General features: G+C 49.9%; 18 protein-coding genes. 7 read left to right on the plus strand and 11 right to left on the minus strand.

Features of this window, described 5'->3' with window-relative positions; genetic code table 11:
- Positions 1-16: 16 nt before the first annotated feature.
- Positions 17-2,335 carry a PTS transporter subunit IIBC gene (locus DXA97_RS00660; protein WP_118718212.1) on the minus strand — a complete coding sequence of 773 codons (2,319 nt, stop codon included), beginning with the start codon at positions 2,333-2,335 and terminating at the stop codon, positions 17-19.
- 446 nt (positions 2,336-2,781) lie between these two features.
- On the opposite strand from DXA97_RS00660, the gene DXA97_RS00665 reads away from it, so the two are divergent.
- Entirely contained in the window at positions 2,782-3,810 is a 1,029-nt protein-coding gene (locus tag DXA97_RS00665) for a LacI family DNA-binding transcriptional regulator (protein WP_118718213.1), read from the plus strand.
- 91 nt (positions 3,811-3,901) lie between these two features.
- Positions 3,902-4,960, plus strand: coding sequence for an acyltransferase family protein (locus tag DXA97_RS00670; RefSeq protein ID WP_182436755.1), 1,059 nt, complete (start codon positions 3,902-3,904; stop codon positions 4,958-4,960).
- Between the two features lie 103 nt (positions 4,961-5,063).
- On the opposite strand, the gene DXA97_RS00675 is transcribed toward DXA97_RS00670, so the two are convergent.
- Positions 5,064-6,176 carry a hypothetical protein gene (locus DXA97_RS00675; protein ID WP_118718215.1) on the minus strand — a complete coding sequence of 371 codons (1,113 nt, stop codon included), beginning with the start codon at positions 6,174-6,176 and terminating at the stop codon, positions 5,064-5,066.
- 242 nt (positions 6,177-6,418) lie between these two features.
- Between DXA97_RS00675 and aroD the strand changes: the two genes are divergently transcribed.
- Positions 6,419-7,186, plus strand: a complete 768-nt coding sequence (aroD, locus tag DXA97_RS00680) for a type I 3-dehydroquinate dehydratase (protein WP_118718216.1) — start codon at positions 6,419-6,421, stop codon at positions 7,184-7,186.
- 94 nt (positions 7,187-7,280) lie between these two features.
- On the opposite strand, the gene DXA97_RS00685 is transcribed toward aroD, so the two are convergent.
- Entirely contained in the window at positions 7,281-8,465 is a 1,185-nt protein-coding gene (locus DXA97_RS00685; protein ID WP_243107494.1) for a U32 family peptidase, read from the minus strand.
- A 138-nt stretch (positions 8,466-8,603) separates the two neighbouring features.
- Positions 8,604-10,175 (minus strand): hypothetical protein, encoded by a 1,572-nt coding sequence (locus DXA97_RS00690; protein ID WP_118718217.1) that lies wholly within the window; start codon positions 10,173-10,175, stop codon positions 8,604-8,606.
- A 236-nt stretch (positions 10,176-10,411) separates the two neighbouring features.
- Between DXA97_RS00690 and DXA97_RS00695 the strand changes: the two genes are divergently transcribed.
- The gene (locus DXA97_RS00695; RefSeq protein ID WP_118718218.1) at positions 10,412-10,750 is read left to right on the plus strand and encodes a VOC family protein; all 339 of its coding nucleotides are present in this window, start codon (positions 10,412-10,414) and stop codon (positions 10,748-10,750) included.
- A 36-nt stretch (positions 10,751-10,786) separates the two neighbouring features.
- Positions 10,787-12,151, plus strand: a complete 1,365-nt coding sequence (locus DXA97_RS00700; RefSeq protein ID WP_118718219.1) for an MATE family efflux transporter — start codon at positions 10,787-10,789, stop codon at positions 12,149-12,151.
- Positions 12,152-12,225: 74 nt separating this feature from the next.
- Here DXA97_RS00700 and DXA97_RS00705 read toward each other — a convergent pair whose 3' ends face one another.
- The 6 genes from DXA97_RS00705 to DXA97_RS21425 form a co-directional block, all read right to left on the minus strand.
- Positions 12,226-12,852, minus strand: a complete 627-nt coding sequence (locus tag DXA97_RS00705) for an MBL fold metallo-hydrolase (RefSeq protein ID WP_118718220.1) — start codon at positions 12,850-12,852, stop codon at positions 12,226-12,228.
- Between the two features lie 206 nt (positions 12,853-13,058).
- Positions 13,059-14,567, minus strand: coding sequence for a tripartite tricarboxylate transporter permease (locus DXA97_RS00710; protein ID WP_118718221.1), 1,509 nt, complete (start codon positions 14,565-14,567; stop codon positions 13,059-13,061).
- A 21-nt stretch (positions 14,568-14,588) separates the two neighbouring features.
- Complete coding sequence (locus tag DXA97_RS00715) at positions 14,589-15,212, minus strand: tripartite tricarboxylate transporter TctB family protein (protein WP_118718222.1); 624 nt, start codon at positions 15,210-15,212, stop codon at positions 14,589-14,591.
- Between the two features lie 3 nt (positions 15,213-15,215).
- Entirely contained in the window at positions 15,216-16,100 is an 885-nt protein-coding gene (locus DXA97_RS00720; protein ID WP_182436756.1) for a tripartite tricarboxylate transporter substrate binding protein, read from the minus strand.
- On the minus strand, positions 16,058-16,330 hold the full coding sequence (locus tag DXA97_RS19960; RefSeq protein WP_182436757.1) for a hypothetical protein: 273 nt from the start codon (positions 16,328-16,330) through the stop codon (positions 16,058-16,060). The genes DXA97_RS00720 and DXA97_RS19960 overlap by 43 nt, the downstream gene beginning before the upstream one ends.
- 211 nt (positions 16,331-16,541) lie before the next feature.
- Positions 16,542-16,859: a hypothetical protein gene (locus DXA97_RS21425; protein WP_279221111.1), complete on the minus strand. Its 318-nt coding sequence runs from the start codon at positions 16,857-16,859 to the stop codon at positions 16,542-16,544.
- 38 nt (positions 16,860-16,897) lie between these two features.
- On the opposite strand from DXA97_RS21425, the gene DXA97_RS21430 reads away from it, so the two are divergent.
- Together DXA97_RS21430 and DXA97_RS00740 are read left to right on the plus strand one after the other, a co-directional pair.
- Entirely contained in the window at positions 16,898-17,182 is a 285-nt protein-coding gene (locus tag DXA97_RS21430) for a shikimate kinase (RefSeq protein ID WP_279221116.1), read from the plus strand.
- 208 nt (positions 17,183-17,390) lie between these two features.
- Complete coding sequence (locus DXA97_RS00740) at positions 17,391-18,419, plus strand: 3-deoxy-7-phosphoheptulonate synthase (RefSeq protein ID WP_118718227.1); 1,029 nt, start codon at positions 17,391-17,393, stop codon at positions 18,417-18,419.
- Positions 18,420-18,501: 82 nt separating this feature from the next.
- Here DXA97_RS00740 and DXA97_RS00745 read toward each other — a convergent pair whose 3' ends face one another.
- Positions 18,502-19,506, minus strand: coding sequence for an NAD(P)-dependent oxidoreductase (locus DXA97_RS00745; RefSeq protein WP_118718228.1), 1,005 nt, complete (start codon positions 19,504-19,506; stop codon positions 18,502-18,504).
- Positions 19,507-19,542: the final 36 nt, after the last annotated feature.

Consider the following 19,542-nt stretch of genomic DNA (forward strand, 5'->3'; position numbering starts at 1 on the left):
CCTTTCGACCCTGGTATCACAGAATATCATTAATATCCGACTTTAAGACATCGGCCTTCGGTCCGTAAACAGCCTGGATTCCCTGATCTTTTTTGATCAGTCCCAATGCGCCTTCCTTCTTCCACTCCGGAAGCTCGGCAACCTTATCCAGATCGTTTACCGTAACTCTGAGGCGGGTCATGCAGGCATCGACCAGAACAATGTTCTCTCTTCCGCCGAGAAGTGCAATGATGCGCTCGGCCTGGCTGCCACTTGCTGCCCCAGTGCCATTGGCACCGCTGTTATTTCCAGCTCCGTTTCCATTTTCCGGCAGCGTTCCGGCTGTATTTCCATCCGCCTGCTTATTTCCACTACCACCTGCAGACTTTGCGCCATCGTCGGCTGCACCTTCATCGGTATAGTTTCCGAGACGTCCCGGGGTTGCGAACTGGAATTTTCCGATCATGAAATATGCAACAAAGTAGCCGATCACGAAAAATACCACAACGCAGATTACAAAGTTGATCAGGTCACCGCCCAGACCAGCCTTGATGGACATCGGGATACGGGTGAAAAATTCCAGGTTTCCAAAGGAATGGAGACGCAGGTGGATCACACCAGCCATAGCAAAAGCGCATCCCTGCAGTACTGCGTAAACCACATACAGCGGCAGTGCGCAAAACATAAACATAAATTCCAGCGGCTCCGTAACACCAGTCAGGAATACTGCTAAAATCGTGGAAACAAACATGGAACGGTAATTCTGCCGTTTATCCGCATCGACTCTGCGGTACATCGCCAGGGCAATTCCAAGAAGCAGACCGGTCGCGCCGATCATCTGGCCAACCTTGAAGCGGGCCGGGGTCACGGTGGTAAGCAGGTTCTGGTACGCTGCCATATCACCGGCATTCTTGTAGTTGATCAGGTCAGTTGCCCATGCCAGCCACAGCGGATCCTGGCCAAACACCTGGGTTCCGGCGTTGATACCGGTTGCAATGGTATAGGTTCCGCCAAAGGAAGTATAGTTCATCGGGATCGTCAGCATATGGTGCAGGCCAAACGGCAGCAGCAGACGCTCCAGGGTTCCGTAGATAAACGGGGCCAGGATTGGGGATGTGGAAGAAGAATTCGCGATCCACACACCAAACGCGTTAATGCCAGACTGTACCACCGGCCAGATCACGGCCAGGACCAGGGAAATGATCACAGACCAGGCAATGCAGACCATCGGAACAAACCGTTTTCCGTTAAAGAATGCCAGCGCATCCGGCAATTTGCGGAAATTGTAATAACGGTTGTAGATCATACCACCTGCAAAACCGGAAATGATTCCGACAAACACACCCATATTCAGAGCCGGTGCGCCAAGAACGGAAGTGAAATAACCATTTACCAGGATTTCCTGTCCAAACAGCGTATGGGTCACTGCATCCGGGTCATTTAACATCGCGGAGGTTACACCAAAAATGGAACCCGTGATCTGGTTGATCAAAATAAAAGTAATGATCGCCGCAAATGCACCGCCTGCACGCTCCTTCGCCCAGGAACCGCCGATTGCGATTGCAAACAAAATATGCAGATTGTTGATCACGGCCCAGCCGATATTTTCCATCGTGCTTCCGATCGTCATCAGGACGGACAGATCAGCCCCGCCCATCTGGACCAGTTTGCCAAGACTGATCATGAAACCGGCTGCCGGCATAACCGCGATAACCGTCATCAAAACCTTGCCGAGCTTCTGAAGAAAATCGAAGTTAAAGCTTAAGGCAGGTTTCTTTTTCGGGTTCTGGCCGCCAGCTGTTTTATCTGTCTGACCTGTCTTTTCCTCTGCATTGTTTTTTTCATTCGCCGCTTTTTTGTCCGCTGCCTTGTTGTCTGTAGCTGCGGTTTCCCCGCTTCCTGCTTCCACCTGCATCAGCACAGTCTCTCCCGCTTTCACGGCACCCTCTGTCGGACAAAGTTTCTTGCCTTCCATGCCGCCGCACACCAGAACCGGGGTCACCGGGTTGATGTTATGCTCCTTTAAATATTCCAGGTCCACCTCTGCCAGGCGGTCACCCACCTTCACCTGATCTCCCGGTTTCACAAAAACCTGAAAGCAGGCTCCGTTTAAATGAACCGTCTCAAGGCCTACATGGATCAGCAGCTCCACTCCATCTGCCGTGCGCAGTCCAAACGCATGTCTGGTATCTGCCACGGAGATCACTTCTCCGTCTACCGGGCTTACAATATTTCCCTCGGACGGGATTACCGCCATGCCATCCCCGACGATCTTCTGGGAAAACACCGGATCTGGAACCTGTTCCAACCCTACCGCTTCTCCCGTCATCGGAGAGAAAATCTTACTGCATTTCATAAAAAATCCCCCTCATGTTCTCTGGCTGCATTCCTGATCGCGTTTGCGTACGCCCTGGCACTTGCTGTCCGATTCTTCCTGCGCTTTTTCTGCCATGCGTTATTATTTGCGCAATCTATGCAACCGTTTGCATTAACTATATCCGGTTTGCACAAAGAATGCAATAACATTCTTTTATTTCGCGTGGATTCTCTGATTTTCACAACTTTTATGCTTTTGTTTTGTGCGGAATGTCCAGAAATTTTTGTTTCTATTTTTATGCAACTTTTGCATGTATTTGCATAGTATCGTTGACTTTTTTTCTGCAATCCCGTAAAATAAGAAGCAGCATAACGGTTCAGCAGCTATGCCCACATACGTGAACTGCGGCAAAACAGCCGAACCCAAAACTGACATAACAAACACTTGAAAGAGAAACACATCTATATAGAAAGGAAGCAGCACCGATGTCCGTAACCATCAAAGATGTAGCTGCGCTGGCCGGGGTATCCGCTTCTACGGTTTCCCGCACCTGCAAAAACAGTCCTTCCATCAGCGAAGAAACCAAACAAAAAGTACGCAGTGCCATGAAAGAGCTGGGATACGAGCCCAATTTCCAGGCCAGTAACCTGGCCTCCCGCAACACACGCACCATAGGGATCATCTTACCGGTCTCTGCGCGTGAAGTTTATGAAAACTCCTTTTATCTGGAAGCGATCCGTGGCATCAGCCAGGTCTGCAACCAGCAGCAGTACATCAGCACCATTGTGACCGGGCAGGATGAGGAGGAAGTGCTCGAAGCGGTCCGTTCCATGACCCGTATCGGCCAGGCAGATGGCTTTATCCTGCTTTACTCCAGGCAGAATGACCCGGTCATCGAATTTCTCCACCGGGAAAAGCTGCCCTACGTGCTCATCGGGAAGGCCTGCCAGTACGCAAACCAGACGGTTTACATCGACAACGACAACCTGCTGGCCGGTGACGAGGCAACAGAATATCTTTACCAGCTCGGTCACCGTAAGATCGCCTATCTTGGAGTCGATAACAGCCTGGTTTTCTCCGCAGACCGGAAAAGTGGTTACCTGCTTGCTCTGGCGCGCCATGGGATTTTGCCGAAGCCCGGATACTGTCTGGAGCTTCCATCCATCACGGCAGAGGGTCACACTCCGGTCCACGCATTACTGGAATCTGCTGACCGCCCCACCGCGATCGTGGTCAGCGACGATATCCTCGCACTGACGCTGGAACGCATCTGCATGGAAACCGGCCTTTCCATTCCAAGGGACCTCTCCATTCTTTCCTTTAACAATTCTTTGTTTGCAAGGCTCACCTCACCGCAGCTGACCTCAATTGACATCAATTCCTGCCAGCTTGGCATAGAAGCAGCCGGTCAAATGATCAGCCATATCGAGCGTCCTGAGCTTCCGGCCACCAAAATTTTAGTGCCGCATCAGCTGATCGAACGGGCAAGCTGTGCATGCCCTTCTATACACTAAAAAGCAGCAGCGCATGTGCCCTGCACATGCTTATGCCAAAGAGCGGTTTCTTTGGCAGACATTTTTTCTATTACTGGGGGAAACGTTACAAATGAGTACAACGCGAAGAAGCGATATCGACATTGCCAAGGGCTTTGCCCTGTTTCTGGTGGTGCTGGGCCATGTCGTGACCATGCATCATACCATTTTCCGGTGGATCTACGCGTTCCACATGCCGGCCTTTTTCTTTCTCTCCGGCATGACCTTCCGTCCGGAAAAATACAAGACATGCCTGGATTACATCAAAAAAAGAGGAAGGACACTCATCCTTCCTTATTTTGCGGTCACACTGACCGCACTCGCTATCTGCACCATCCGCCCGTATTATCATCTTGCGATCGATGAATACGGATGGAAGCATATCCTGACCTGGATCTTTTACTACGGACAGCCACAGCAGATCTATGTAGGGCAGTTATGGTTCCTCCCGGCATTGTTTTTTGCCGGATTGTATGCCCTCATCTGGCTGAAGCTCTTTGACAATCGCTCTCTGAGCGTGCGCTGCTATGCGCTCGCAGCCCTGGTGCTTGCGGGGACCTATATCCGCCTTGCTGATCCGCTTATCCCGGTCATGGACCGGCTTCCCTTGAAACTGGATTCCGCGCTCTGCGCAGCTGTGTTCCTAATCGCCGGGTACTACGCAAACCAGGAAAAGCTTCTGGAAAAGATGGAGCCATATACTGGTTTTCTGATTCCGTTTTTCGCAGTCTTAAGCTTCTTTTTCGGTCCAGAGCTCAGCACTTACGTGAATCTTTGTGACTGCCGCTACACCGCTCCGCCTTACTATTTCGGGGCTGCATTTTCCGGCATTGCCGCACTGCTTCTTGCAGCCCGCATGGCTGCCCGCCCGGCTTTTTCGGGCAGTGTATTTTCCAGATTCTGGCAGTTTTGCGGCCGCCGCTCCATGCTGCTGTTTTCCATCCAGAGCTTTGCTTTGTATTTCTTTGTGGAGCTCATTTTGCGCACGACCGGTGTGGAATTAAAGCCCATGGAATGGATGCCGACACGCCTTTCCACCTTTGCCCTGACCGCAGCCACCTTTGCACTTATCTGCCTCATCGGATGGCCATGGGACTGCTATCAACGAAAGGCACATAACAAAAAACGGTAAAAAGGACAACAAAAAAACAGGCACCGCTGATCGTTGATATGTCCCCGTCTGCTTGACAGGGGCATATCACATCATGCGGATGCCTGTTTTTTGTAAAATGATATTATAAAGTAATGCTTCCCAGCGATTTTTTCAGCTGCGCGATTTCCTTCTCCAGCGCTGCTTTTTTCTTCTGGTCTGCCTCAAATTCTGACATTTCCCCGGTCTGGGTTTCTTCCCCTGCAAAGCTTAAAAAGCCCTGGGTAAACACTGACGGATACTTGAATTTCTTATCTGCCTTTTCAAAATGAACCAGAAGGGTTCCGTTATCATTCGACTGTACCACACCAGTACCATACGTCTTATGGCTTACCTGTTTTCCAACTACATCCGGAAGGTTCACCGGTTTTTCCTGCAGCTCCTTTAGGCGTTTTTCCTTTAATTCAATCTCCTGCTTCAGCTTTTCCTGCGCTGCCTTAGCTTCCGCCGCTTTTGTGCGCTCTCTTCCCGGTACTTTACGGATGTCCATGCCTGCATAATAGCGGTACAGACTCGCACAGTCCATGATATCATATACCAGAATATGAAGCTGGTCATCGTAGCCATCTAATTCTTCCTCAAACAGATTGCTGTAAAGCCCTGTCAGTTCCTCATTCTCGCGGATCTCCTCCAGCAGCTCGTCGCACATCTGGTAATAACTCTCCAGGGAGAAGTTCTTACTGCTGAAATCTCCGTCAAACTCTGTGCAGGCTGCCCAGCCAGAAGCGGAGGATGCTTCAAACACATAGTTTTCTTCCGGTTTCCAGAGATTCAGATAGTAGATAACATGATCCCGGTTCTGAAGATATTTCTTCGTTGTACGCTCGTAATAACGGATACGCTCGTTGATCTTATCTGCAAAGAACTCAGCGCGGTCCTGGCGCTTTTTAAGGTCTCCTCCGTCATCACTGAATAAAAAGCGGAAGCACTCTCTCACGTACTCGACCTCTGGCTCCCTCGCAAGCAGCATCCGAAGACCTGCTACCGGCTGCATGGCTGCATCGTCAAGAAGATTTCCAGCCTCCTGCATAGCCTTTTCAAACATTCCGGCAAAATCTGCCGCTTCCAAATTCCAAAACCGCTTAAAACAGCCCACTGCACGCCATTTGTAAACCTGATCGCTGTCATCTGCCTGCTCAAGACCTGCCAGGCGGCCCATGTACTGTTCCAATACCGTTTCAAAATTCTTTTTGTTCATATTCCTCACCTGTCTGTTAAATTTGCAGTCTGTTTCCGGTTTTCCAGAATCTGCATGTTATTTCTATGGATTCCCATTATATAGCAGAGAATATTCGCATTCAAGACTTGACATCTGTTTCACAATATGCTTTTATCATAATTCATCTGTGAAGCACGAACATTTGCAAATAAATCCTCCACTTGCTATAATGAACACAGCAGTTCTGCAAAGATTCATTTTACACTTCAGGAGGCTTTATTATGAAACAGCCCGTTCATGTCAGAAACATCCAGATTGGGGATGGCGTCCCTAAAATCTGTATACCAATTGTCGAAAACACATCCGATTCCATTCTTACCGCTGCCAAAAATGTCCTGATGGCCTGTCCGGACATCATAGAGTGGCGCTGCGACCATTTTGACCAGGCCGAAGACCCGGAAGCTGCCCAAGCGGTACTCAAGGATCTCCACGAAGTCCTGGGAGACATTCCGGTCCTTTTTACTTTCCGCACGGCGAAGGAGGGCGGAGCAAAAAGCATCTCCCCCGCTTCTTACCAGCAGTTAAACTGCCAGGTGGCAGAGAACGGCCTTGCAGACCTGATCGATGTTGAGATCTTCACCGGCGATGATACCGTCCGTTCCATTCTTGATACCGCACACCGTGCAGGAATTCCGGTCGTTGCCTCCAGCCACAACTTCCAGTCCACGCCAACGCAGGAAGAGATCCTTTCCATCCTAAAAAAAATGGACCTGATGGGCGCTGACATCTTAAAGATTGCCGTTATGCCGCAGTCCCGGAAGGATGTAGTAACGCTCCTTTCCGCCACAGAGGAAATGGACCGCCGCACCACACGCCCGCTCATTACTATGTCCATGGGGCCGCTTGGCATGATCAGCCGCCTGTGCGGGGAAGTTTTTGGCTCTTCTTTAACCTTCGGGTCAGTCGGCAAAACTTCTGCACCGGGTCAGGTCAGTGCAAAAGAGCTGGCTAACGTATTAAAGCTGATCCACGAAAGTATGGGGAACTGATGCCAATAGCTGTCCAGGGCAAATCCAGGTTCCAGAAATTTTCACGTTACTGTACACGCATACGTGTCCAGTAACAATTTCTCACCGTGCATAATCACGAACCGGCAGCGGATTTGCCCAGGGAAGCTTCCCGGTAATAACAGTTTCCGCTGCAGCCATGCGGAAATAATTCCTGTTTCATCTGCCTTTTATAAAATTCTTCCAGACAAGTTCCTGCATTTCTGGCAACCTTTCGCGTTGCGATTTCGTCTGTCGGTATACCGCCAGCAGCGTTTAGCCCTGCACTACGGACCGATTCCTGCAAAATTTCCAATGCTCTCTTCAGATTCCGGATATCCCGTTCCATAAAATCTACATAATTTCCACGTCCGACCAGTTTCAAATGCGTAACTCCCGCCTTTTGCAACTGATACAAAGCGCAAAGTCCGCAGCCGGTAGCACCACAGAGATAGCCATCTTCTGCATATCGTTCTCTGTCATTCCATGCTTCTATATTATGCGCCTTATCAGCCAGTTCTCTGTCACCCATTGCTTCAACATTCCATTCTTCATTGTCCTGCTCTTCTATATTCTGACCTTCCGCCTTCACACCATATACCTGCATTTTTCCTCGTCTAAGCGGTCCCAGGCAATACGGAACCCGGCACAGATACCCCATTTCATCACAATGCAGGGAGTTACAGAATGCTCCGCTAAACTGACACAGTTCATTTAAGACAAAGGCCTCATATTCCAGCGTTTTTCCCTCCCGTTTTCCATTCCGGATCACGGATCTCATGTCAGAAAAGCTATTCTTTCTATGAAAGATCAGGCGCTGAATCCCATACTCCTGAAACACAGAAAGCATACGACTGTTCACCTCCCCTGTTTCCCCACTCAGGTGGATCTGGCAATCTATTTTTTGTGCCCTGAGATAAACGATCAGAGCCGGATCTGCCACAATAAAGGTCTGATAACCCAGCTCCATGCAATGCTTAATAATGTCCGCGATCTCCAGATATTGCTCCGGGAGATAATACAGCGCATTGAAGGTTAAGTGCACCGGCCTTTTGTATTTTTGAACCATCGCAGCCAGAATTTCCAGCTCCGAAAATGCCCCAAGCTGCACATTGCTGCAAAACACTTCCCTGCGGTTTAACGACATCAGCGTGCCATATTTCCGGTTCCATTCATACGGCACATACCCGGCAAAAAATTCGTCTGCACCTGCCTCACAAAACCGGATATATTCTTCGATCGAGCCAAGTCCCGCTACGATTTTCATTCTGTTTTCTGCCACAGTTCTTTATCTGCCTCCTCGTTTTCCTGCTTTTGTTTTCCTGCTTTTGTTTTACTGCTTTTGTTTTACTGCTTTTGTCTTCTTTCTATTTTGCTTTCTCCACTGCCTTTATCAAATTCTCTTGTGAGTAAGCCTGTATCAGTTTTCAAACCTTGGCGCCCTGGTATCATAGAATCTTTTCCCATATCCATCTGCCTTACCACCAGCAGGCCACCACCAGGCGCTGATCCGGTGATTCCTGCAAAATGCCACCGTCTTGTCCCAATCCTGGTTTGCAATGCCGGTTTGTCTCATAATATCCGTATCCATTCCAAACAACGAGTTTCCACGCCCCACCATATGCAAATGTTCCGGGTACAGATATGCTGCTGCCTGGCAAAGCCTGCTGCACTCTGTCACCATCTGCTGTTTTCCCCTGTCTTTCCAGCAAACCCCTGCATACAAGGTGCAATACTGAGAAGTATTCGTCTGGTAAAACGGCAGATGCAGATGGTTTTCTGCGTTTGGAAGCTTCTGCTCATAACCGCAGCTTTCCCATTCAAAACGTATGATTCCAAAACGCTGTTTTAGATCATCACGGTAGAAATCTGTGTTCAGACTATTTTCTTCCAACAGCCTGTGGTCTCCCATTTTGTATGCCATACGCGGGTCTTTTTTCCGCTTATTCAACAGCGTGCCAAGGCACGGTTTTAAATGTCCGGTCCGCTCTTTTAGCATATCTGCCATAGCCCAGTCATTCACTGCAATTTCGATTTCTGCCCCGTATTCTGCACACCAGTCTTCCAATTTTTGCAATAGTATTTCTGTATATTCCAGCTGTTCTTCTCTTACATAAGAGAACGTAACCGTAACTGCAAGCTTCTGCTCTTCTGCCTTTTTTAACATGGCAGACAGAACTGCTTCCTCCGGAAATAACAAAGGACAAAATGCATTTCCGATGTAAATGCGGTCTGGATTTTTATGAGAAAAGCAGCGTTTTATGATCGGATCTTTCGTTTTGTAATGGCGCAAAAGTTCTGCAAGGTCCTCCTCCAGAAATGCCGCATACTGCGCTGGATGGTCCAATTCCAGAGCCAGTTCCACCTCATCTTCCAGGCTGCTTTTTCGCTTCTGCTCCTGTTCCAAGTTTCGTTGGCATTCCTGTTCCGGTTTCATTTTTGCCTTTTCCCCTACCCCGGAGCACTCCATCACATCTCCTGTTTCTGCATTTTTCCTGCTCATTTCCGCTTCCCATTCTTTGTTTAACCCGGTCTCTTCATACCAGTTCTGCATCTGCTCCGCAAAAGAATCTGCAAAAATCTCATCCTCCAGAGCCGGATACCCCGTCAGTGTTTCCGCTAGAAGTCCATCGTCCTCCTCCAGCTTCAGCCGGATATAGCGGTCATACTGCCCGAACAGCTTCCGCACTGCCTGACAGTAATCTTCCTGTGTTACAGTCACCGCATAAATATAGAAGAACTCCGTCTGACCTTCCAGCTTCCAGCACATTGCCCGGACCATTCTCTCCTCATACTGATTCCGTTCCATATCATAAAAAGAAAGCAAAAAATCCGTATCGATTTTTTCAATCTTTTGTACAGTCCGAAAACAAAATCCTTCCTCTGAGAGCTTTGTAATGCGGATTTCTTTTTCTTTATAAAAACCAGCCAGCAGCGCAAACGGGATCATTTCCACCGCTGATTCTGTCCAATTCCAGAGTTCCTGCTCCATCGTAATCCGTACCTTTTCCTCTTCCGGTTTTCACTCCGCTTACCATTCACAGTACGGTTCACGCGCAGCCCATTCACCTTCGCAAAAACACTCTGGTATCGCAGAAGCAAAAACCTTTTCCTCTCAGCATCATTATATCAAATTTTGTATGCACCGCATATCTATTTTCTATTTGCTATTTACTTCCAAATGCGTTATCGTAATATAAGAATCAACAAAAAACAGGAGAAGATACTATGGCAAAACTCGATCATGCAGCAATCCGCACCACTTCTTATGAAGAAGCACAGAAATTTTTTGAAGATGTATTTGGCATGCACATGTGGCGGGAAATTGGAGAAAAACCAGCCAGAAAATGCTGGTACCAGGAAGGCATCCAGCTCTGTGAGACAAAAGAAATCTGCGTCGACGGCCAAAATGGATACGATCACATTTCCATCGCGGTCGATTCTATCCCGGAAATTATGGAAAAGATCAAAGCTTATCCTACAATCGTCATCAACGATCACTGGTTTTCCCTTCCGAATGGAACCCGTATTGAGCTAAAACCTTTAAAAGACTGGAAATTGGATTAATAAAAAACGATAAGCAAAAGGCAGGTTACAGACAATATGGAACGAGACAGTGCACAGGAACAATATGACAAAATGACAAAAACGCCGGTTCCCCGGCTGGTACTGCGGCTGGGACTTCCCACCACCGTCAGCATGCTGGTGACCAGCATCTACAATATGGCAGACACCTTCTTTGTCAGCCAGCTCGGAACCAGTGTCAGCGGCGCCACCGGCGTGGTATTTGCGCTGATGGCGATCATTAACGCATTTGGATTTATGTTCGGACATGGTGCCGGAAGCAACATCAGCCGCAAGCTGGGCGGACACGACGTAGAGAGTGCCCGCGTATTTGCTTCCACCAGCTTCTTTTTGTCACTGCTTGCCGGAGGCTGCATCTGTGTATTCGGCTTTCTGTTCCATGCACCATTTATGCGGCTTTTGGGAAGCACTGATTCCATTCTTCCCCACGCCATTGAATACAGTACCTGGGTTCTCATTGCCGCACCGGCCATGGCATCCAGCTGTGTCATGAACAATATCCTCCGATACGAAGGAAAGGCCTTCTTTGCCATGCTTGGTCTGGCATCCGGCGGCATTCTCAACATCTTCGGGGATATGTTTCTGATCTTCGGACTGAATCTCGGGGTCCGCGGTGCCGGTATTTCCACCGCCGTTTCCCAGTACATCAGCATGGCGATCCTGATCAGCCCGTTTCTCAAGGGGAAAGTCCAGAGCCGCATTCATATCCGCTACGTAACACACAGCTTTGCGGATGTAAAAAATATCATTGCAACCGGTTTCCCAAGCCTGATGCGCCAGGGGCTCAACAGCATTTCTGTCATGATTCTGAACTTGTGCTCTGCTCCGTACGGCGATGCCGCCATTGCCGCCATGAGTATTGTCACAAGGATTATCATGTTCCTGTTCTGCATCGCGCTCGGTATTGGCCAGGGCTTCCAGCCAGTCAGCGCTTTTAACTACGGGGCAAAAAAATACAGCCGCGTGCGGGAAGCCTTCTGGTTCAGCATCCGCAGCAGCCTGGTCGTTATGAGCCTTTCCGCCCTGATTGGAATCGGCTTTTCCAGCTTTATTGTGAAAATGTTCCGGGATGATCCGGCGGTTATCTCAATCGGTACAACAGCACTGCGCATCCAGTGCTTCGCCCTTTTCTTCATGCCATTTTCCCTCTGCGGAAATATGATGTTCCAGAGCATCGGGCGCAGCGGGAAAGCAACCTTCCTCTCCATGATCCGAAGCGGACTGGTCTTTATTCCGGTCCTGTGGATTCTCAGCCACACATTGGGCCTTCTTGGAATCCAGATGGCCCAGACTATCGCGGATGTCATTGCCGCAGCCATCACACTGCCCATGGTTGTGCAGTTTTTCCGCACAATGCCAGAAGATGTGCCGGATCCGCAGTAAATCAACAATTCAAATGTACAACAAGGGCCGTGTGAGTTGCCTTCCGGCAACTCACACGGCCCTATTAAAGTTAATCAAATTGCTATATTTTGCGGTTTCACCACTGCCACCTGCTGCAGCATCTCCTCATTGAGCTCTATGGAATTGCCCGGATATTCTACTACGCAGTCACACAGCGCCGTGAAATCCTCCAGGGTTCCCAGAACGTCATAGCCGAAGGATTCACCACGGTAGTGCATGGGAATAGTGACTCTCGGCTGGATCTGGTCAATAAGAGCCTTGGCCTGGGCAGCATCGATGGTATAAAAGCCGCCGACCGGGATCATGACTGCATCGAGTCCTTTTAGCTGTTCGGTCTGCTCTGGTTCAAGCTCGCATCCAAGATCTCCCAGATGCGCCACGCGGTAGGTTCCGTCATCGAAGATACGGATGCAGTTTGTGCCCCGCTTCGTGCCCTGTGCCTCGTCATGCCAGGTGTGGATCTCTGTGACCGTAAATGGCGATGGAGCGCTGTCCTGTTTCAAGGTTACAGTCTCTCTCCCATTGTGGTCACTGTGCTCGTGGCTGCAGAATACGGCATCTGCCCTTTCCCGCACCGGTGCAAGCCCCGGCACATAGTTATCCTCGTACGGGTCCAGAATGAGCGTGTAACCGTTTGATTCCAGCTTAAAGCAAGAATGTCCAATCCATGTTAATTTCATAGTGCTTTCCCTCCTGTTTATTTTATTTTATCTCAGATACTCCGCCAGCTCGTACACGCGCTCCTGAGTCAGCTCTGCCTCTTTCAGATTCTCCGCAGATATTCGGCCGGTTCCTCCTGCCCATTCCTTCCCAACAGCTTCGACCTGTTTTTGCTTCTCAGCAACCCATCTGCGCTCCTCCTGCGTAACATGCCGGACCTCAAGCCTTAGGCTTCTGCCGTTTTTTTCTTAAACATTCCCGTCAGCTTCTCCACATACGGTTTTGTCCACGGGATGTTCCCAAGCAATACCCATGCAATACAGATGACCAGCAGAATGGTCTGCCAGTGGCCGAAGGTTGTCATGAGCGGGTGATCCGATGAAGATGCCAGGGAAACTGCCTGACGGAAGTTGGAATCCATCATCTGTCCCAGCACCATGGCAAGGATCAGCGGAGCGACCGGATAGTCGAACCGGCGCATCAAAAAGCCGATCAGTCCAAAGGCAAACATCAGCGCCACGTCGAACAGGCGGTTATTGCAGGCGAAGGATCCGATCACGCAGAGGCTGGTTACCACCGGGATCATAACATTTTTCGGAATCGTGATGACACGGCTGATATGCGGTGCCACTAAAAGTCCCAGAAGAAGCAATGCGAAGCAGGCAATGATGCCGGCCACCAGGATCGCGTGGAATGCCTCCGGATTTTTCCGGATGAACATCGGGCCTGGCTGCAGTCCGTGTACATAGAACACGGATAGGATAATGGCCGTTACAGCATCGCCCGGAACTGCCAGGGTCAGCATCGGAATAAGTGCACCGCCGATGCAGGCATTGTTTGAGGACTCGCTGGCCATAATACCCTCTACTGCGCCCTCTCCAAATGGAACTTTCGGATTTTTCACGATCCGCTTTGCCTCATTATATGCAATAAACGATGCCACTGGACCGCCTGCGCCAGGCAGGGCACCTACCAGCATGCCGATCGTAGAGGTATACAGGGAAAGCTTCCAGTGCTTCAGCACCTCTTTTAAACTAACTTTTGTTTTTTCCATGGACAGGACATTCTGTTCCTGCCCCAGATTGTATACAACACTTAAAACCTCCGCAAAGCCAAAGAAACCGACCAGCGCCGGTACCGTGCTGATACCGCCTGCCAGGTTCTGGATTCCAAAGGTCAGCCGCTTGGTTCCCATCAGCGGGTCCAGACCGATCATGCTGATGATCAGGCCAAGCATAACGCTGACCAGGCCCTTTGCATAATTTTTGGTGCTGACCGAACCGACGGTCACCAGACCAAAGAGTGCCAGCAGGAAGTAATCCATCTTGGTGAATTTGATGGCAATGGCCGATACCGGCTCAGCTAAAAGTCCCAGTGCGATAAAACCGAAAACACTTCCCAGGAAGGAATAAATAGTCGCGGTGAACAATGCCTTATAGGACTGTCCTTTTTTCGACATCGGGTAACCGTCCAGAGTTGTTACGACAGAGGACGGTGCACCCGGAATGTTGATCAGGATTGCGGATACTGCTCCGGAGAACACACCGACTACATAAACACCCATGATCATTGCCAGGGCATCAGAATGATCCCAGGTGTAGGTGATGGATACTAAAAGTGCGGTTGCCATAGATACGGAAAGACCCGGAATGGCACCGACAAACAGGCCCGCCACAGATCCCAAAAGGACCATAAGGAGGAACCGCAGATCTACGATGGATAACATTTCTAACATCTGTTTTCTCTCCTTTCTTTACTATGGCAGCATCACATGCAGGCATGTGCGGAATGCAATACTTAAAAACAGGGAGGTTCCAAGCGGGACCAGGACCAGAATCGGCACCTTGCGCACACCCATAAATGCCATCATGGCGATCAGGAATACGACCGTTGCCACCTCAAAGATGGAGATGGTGATGCTTAAGGACAGGATACCGATGGTCACACGCGGAATGGAAACCTCTGCAAGGACCAGATAATACAGGCAGCAAAGAACCAGCACAACCAGAATGCTAAGCAGCTTGCTGCGGGACTTTGTGCTGCCCGCCATTTTTGCGGCAGCAGCATTCTGATCTCCCGTGTTTTGTGCCGCACCGCCCTGTGTTCCTGCGCTCTGGCTCTCACTGTTTTGTGCCGCACCATTCTGCACTGCAGCACTTCCAGCCGCTGCCCGCTTCATGGCAAGGACTCCCTGGCCCATGATCCAGACAGAAAGTCCGACCAGCGCCGCGCCAACTAAGGCCGGGAACAGGTATGGAGACTGGCTCCATGCTTTGTTAAAGGATTTTGCATAGGACATAAGAGAATACGAGAGCAGCAAAATGCCGCTCCCGCAAAATAAGATTCCCTCTGCAATTAAAGAAGGTACTTTGTTTTTCATGGATTACTCCTCAATTCTTGCAATGCCGAACTCTTCCGGGCTCTTCTCTGCAACGCCGTTGTCATACTGCAGCCAGCAGATTACAGATTTCCAGTTGTCGTAAAATTCTTTAATAGAAGCATCGTCGATGTATTTCTCAAATACCGGATCTGCCGCATTCTGCTTTACAAAATCAGTCCACTCCGGATCTGCGAATACCTTCTTGGCAGCTGCCTTTAATACGTCAACAACCTCCTGCGGAGTATCATTGTTTACAACGAAGCTTAACAGGGTGTACGGGATATTTAAGTATTTCTCGGACTCCGGAACCACCTCAGTGAATGCCGGGATATCCGGGTATGCTTCCATTCTCTCGTTGGAGAATACTGCTAACGGTTTTACGTCGCCGCTTTCGATGTAACCGCCCAGAGTAGAGATGTTCGGGTTGGTGAAGTCTACCTGTCCGCCGATCACGCCAAGTAATGCATCGTTACCGGAATCGAAGCTGGTCATTGCTACGTCGTAGCCAAGCTCTTTTAATACAAGACCCTGATTGTGGCCGCTTCCGCCAGGGCCGGAATGGGACATGGTCACTTTTCCAGGATTTGCCTTGATATCATCGAGCAGGTCTTCCAGAGTGTTGTACTTGGAATCCTTGCCAACGACCAGAACCTTCGGGTCACCGACTAACGGGGAGATAACAGTGAAATCCTCGTAATCCAGGTCGCAGATGTTCATGGTGCGGTAGGTACCCATAGTCTCTGCGCAGACTAACAGGGTGTAGCCGTCAGACGGCTGCTCTTTTACGGACTGGCAGCCGATGGAACCGGATGCGCCGCCCTGGTTGGTCACGGTGATGGACTGTCCTAAATATTTTTCAAGAAGGGCTGCAAGCTTTCTGCCCCACACATCGGTGGTTCCGCCTGCTCCGTAAGGATGATCATGTTGATCGGTTTGGTCGGGTAATCTGCAGTTGCCACCAGATCGCTGTCTGCTGCTGCCTCGCTGCTTTCTGCTGCAGTGGTCTCTGCGGTAGTCTCTGCTGCTTTTGTTGTCTCGGATGTGGATACGGAAACGCTGCATGCTGTCATGGACAGGCACATTGCGGCAGCCGTAGCCAGTGCAATGATTTTTCTCATAGTTACTACACTCCTCTTTTTCTACGTTCTTCCCCAGAGCACGGTGCGCTTCGCCATAAGCGCTGCGGATCCGGCAGCACCGGATTCCGAAAGCCCAATGGCCATTTTACGCCGTGCAGTGCTAATCCAGATTATAACACAGGAAAAGACAGGATTCAACACAAAGCTTTTGCGAGTTAAAGTTTTAAATCATAACAGTTAGTTATGGCAGTTATTCCACTTCAGGAAATCCCTGCCAGCGAACCAGTGCCAGTGTCCGCGAAATAATCCGGGATTGTGTTCTTTCTATAAAAATGTTATGATTCTGGTATTGACTCTGAATAAAGTGAGGAATCGCAACATGATAACAAAACCTGTTTTTCTGTGCGGATATACCAGCAGTGGAAAAACAACCGTAGGAAAAGAACTTGCAAAGCAGCTTGGTGTTCCTTTCTTCGATACGGACACACTGCTTGAGGAGCAGACCGGGCAGACCCCCCAGCAGCTCTTTGCCGAAAAGGGCGAGGCCTGTTTCCGTGATCTGGAGCATGAAATCGCCCGGCAGGCTTCCTGCTATCCACCTGTGTCATCTCCACAGGCGGCGGCATGCTGGCCTCGGAACGCAATGGAAAGCTTCTCTCCGAAGCCGGCACCATCATTTATTTAAACCGCCCCTTCGAAGACTGCTACCGCAGCCTCATGCAGACTCCCGAGCGGCCGCTCATCAAGAACAATACCAAAGAAGAACTGCGGGAACGCTACGAAAAGCGTGCCGTGTCCTACCAGACCTACGCAGACTTTACGGTTAAAAATGACCGCACACCGCAGCAGACAGCAAAACGGATCCTGGCGCTGCTGGGCACGCATGCGTGAACAGTAACCAATTCTGGGATTACGTCAGCAGCATGCAGATTTTATGCTTGCATTTTTGTCACAGGCATACTATAATACGCTTTAACGCGCCAACGTGTGAATTCATTTGTGTCGCTGAACTTAAACGTGCACAGATCATTGCTTATCCACACGCATCAGACACAACCGCATTTTTACAGCACATTATTTACAAAACGAGGAGAAAATTATGGCATTCGAATTTATAAACAAGCTGCCGACCCCGGCAGAGATCAAAGAACAGTTCCCGCTTCCGGCGGAATTCGTAGCACGCAAGGCAGAGCGCGATGAGGAAGTCAAAAAAGTCATCCGCGGCGAGAGCGACAAATTTCTGGTCATCATCGGACCGTGCTCCGCAGACAACGAGGATGCAGTGCTGGATTACACCAGCCGCCTGATCAATGTCCAGGAAAAGACCAAGGACCGCCTGCTGATCGTACCGCGTGTTTACACCAACAAGCCGCGTACCACCGGTGATGGCTACAAGGGCATGCTCCACCAGCCGGACCCGGAAAAACGCCCGAGCATGGCAGAGGGACTTCATGCGATCCGTCATCTGCATATGCGTGTCTTAAAGGAGACCGGATTCTCCACCGCAGATGAGATGCTTTACCCGGATAACGTCAGCTACTTAGACGATATCATGTCCTACATCGCAGTCGGTGCCCGTTCCGTAGAAAACCAGCAGCACCGCCTGGTATCCAGCGGCTGCCACGTTCCGGTTGGCATGAAAAACCCGACCAGCGGTGACTTATCCGTTATGATGAACTCCGTCCAGGCCGGCCAGCACAGCCACGAATTCATTATGCGTGACTGGGAGGTAAAGACCGACGGCAACCCGTACACCCACACCATCCTGCGCGGTGCAGTCAGCAAGCACGGCCAGTGCCTGCCGAACTACCATTACGAGGATCTGATGCTGCTCCACGAGCTGTATGCAAAACGCGATCTGGTCAATCCGGCCTGCATCGTAGATGCAAACCATTCCAACTCCAACAAGCAGTACATGGAGCAGATCCGTATCGTCAAGGAGATCCTGCACAGCCGCAGACATTCCGCTGACTTAAACAAGCTGGTTAAGGGTGTCATGATTGAAAGCTACATCGAGCCAGGCAACCAGAAGATCGGCGAGCACTGCTACGGAAAATCTATCACTGACCCATGTCTTGGCTGGGAGGATTCCGAGCATCTGCTGTACGAGATCGCAGAGCAGGTATAAAAAAACGGGAGAAGCTGCATCCGCAACAGCTTCTCCCGTATTTTATTGCTTTATTTTTATTACTTCATTTTGTCACTTCTTATTACTGCTCCAATTCCTTCCAGTTCACGATATGCCCCGGCACTTCTCCTTTTGCGACCTTCTCGATATCATCCCAGATCATACCATAACCGCGGCGGAAGCTGCTTCCTGTAATGCCTCCGATGTGCGGGCTGAATACGATCCGGTCCAGAATCTCCCTCGGCCAGGAAAGCATCGGGTGATCCTTCTGCACTGGCTCATGATCTAAGGTATCCAGACCAGCCATTGCAATGGTTCCGTTCTGCAAAGCCTCCAACAGTGCATCATCGTCCACCAGCTCGCCACGGGATGTGTTAATGAAATAACTGCCCTTCCGGCATTTTCCGAAGAACTCCCGGTTGCACATACCAGTCGTTTCCTGCGTAACCGGAAGATGCAGGCTCAGCATATCACAGGTCTTAAGCAGCTCGTCCATAGGAAGATAGCAGACCTGATACTCCTTCTCTTCTTCTGCCGTTAAGCGGTGGCGTTTTGTATAATAAACCTCAACACCAAAACCCTGAAGCATTCTGGCAGTTGCCTTGCCGATCGCGCCAAAACCGATCAGGCCAGCCTTACAGTCTGCCAGCTCCATCAGGCTTCCGGCTCCCATATAAGCCATCTTTACATCCATCTGGTTTCCATCGCGCACGGCAGCATCCCCGGATACTACATTTTTGACCACGCCAAGCATCAGAAGAAGCGTCTGCTCTGCCACTGCCTTGGCATTCATCCCTGCACAGTTGCAGACATAAATCCCCCGTTTTCCTGCGGCAGCCAGGTCGATCCGGTTAAAGGCAACACCTTCCGAATGGATCAGCTTTAAGTCTGGCAGCTTTTCGATCAGCTTTTCCGAAATCTCCGTGATCGCGTCTACAATGATCATCTCTGCATCCGGTGCCAGCCCTGCATAGGCTTCATCTGTCAGGCCAAGCGGTGCATTGACAACCTCTGCGCTCTCTGTAAACGGCGTTTTCTTTGTGTAATTCTCCACATTGTTCACATTGCCGATATGTAATATCTTCATGGCGTTCTTGTTCCTCCCCGTATTATCATTTTTGCA

The organism is Clostridium sp. OF09-36 (assembly GCF_003481985.1).
In the GTDB taxonomy this organism is placed as follows: Bacteria; Bacillota; Clostridia; order Lachnospirales; family Lachnospiraceae; genus Brotaphodocola.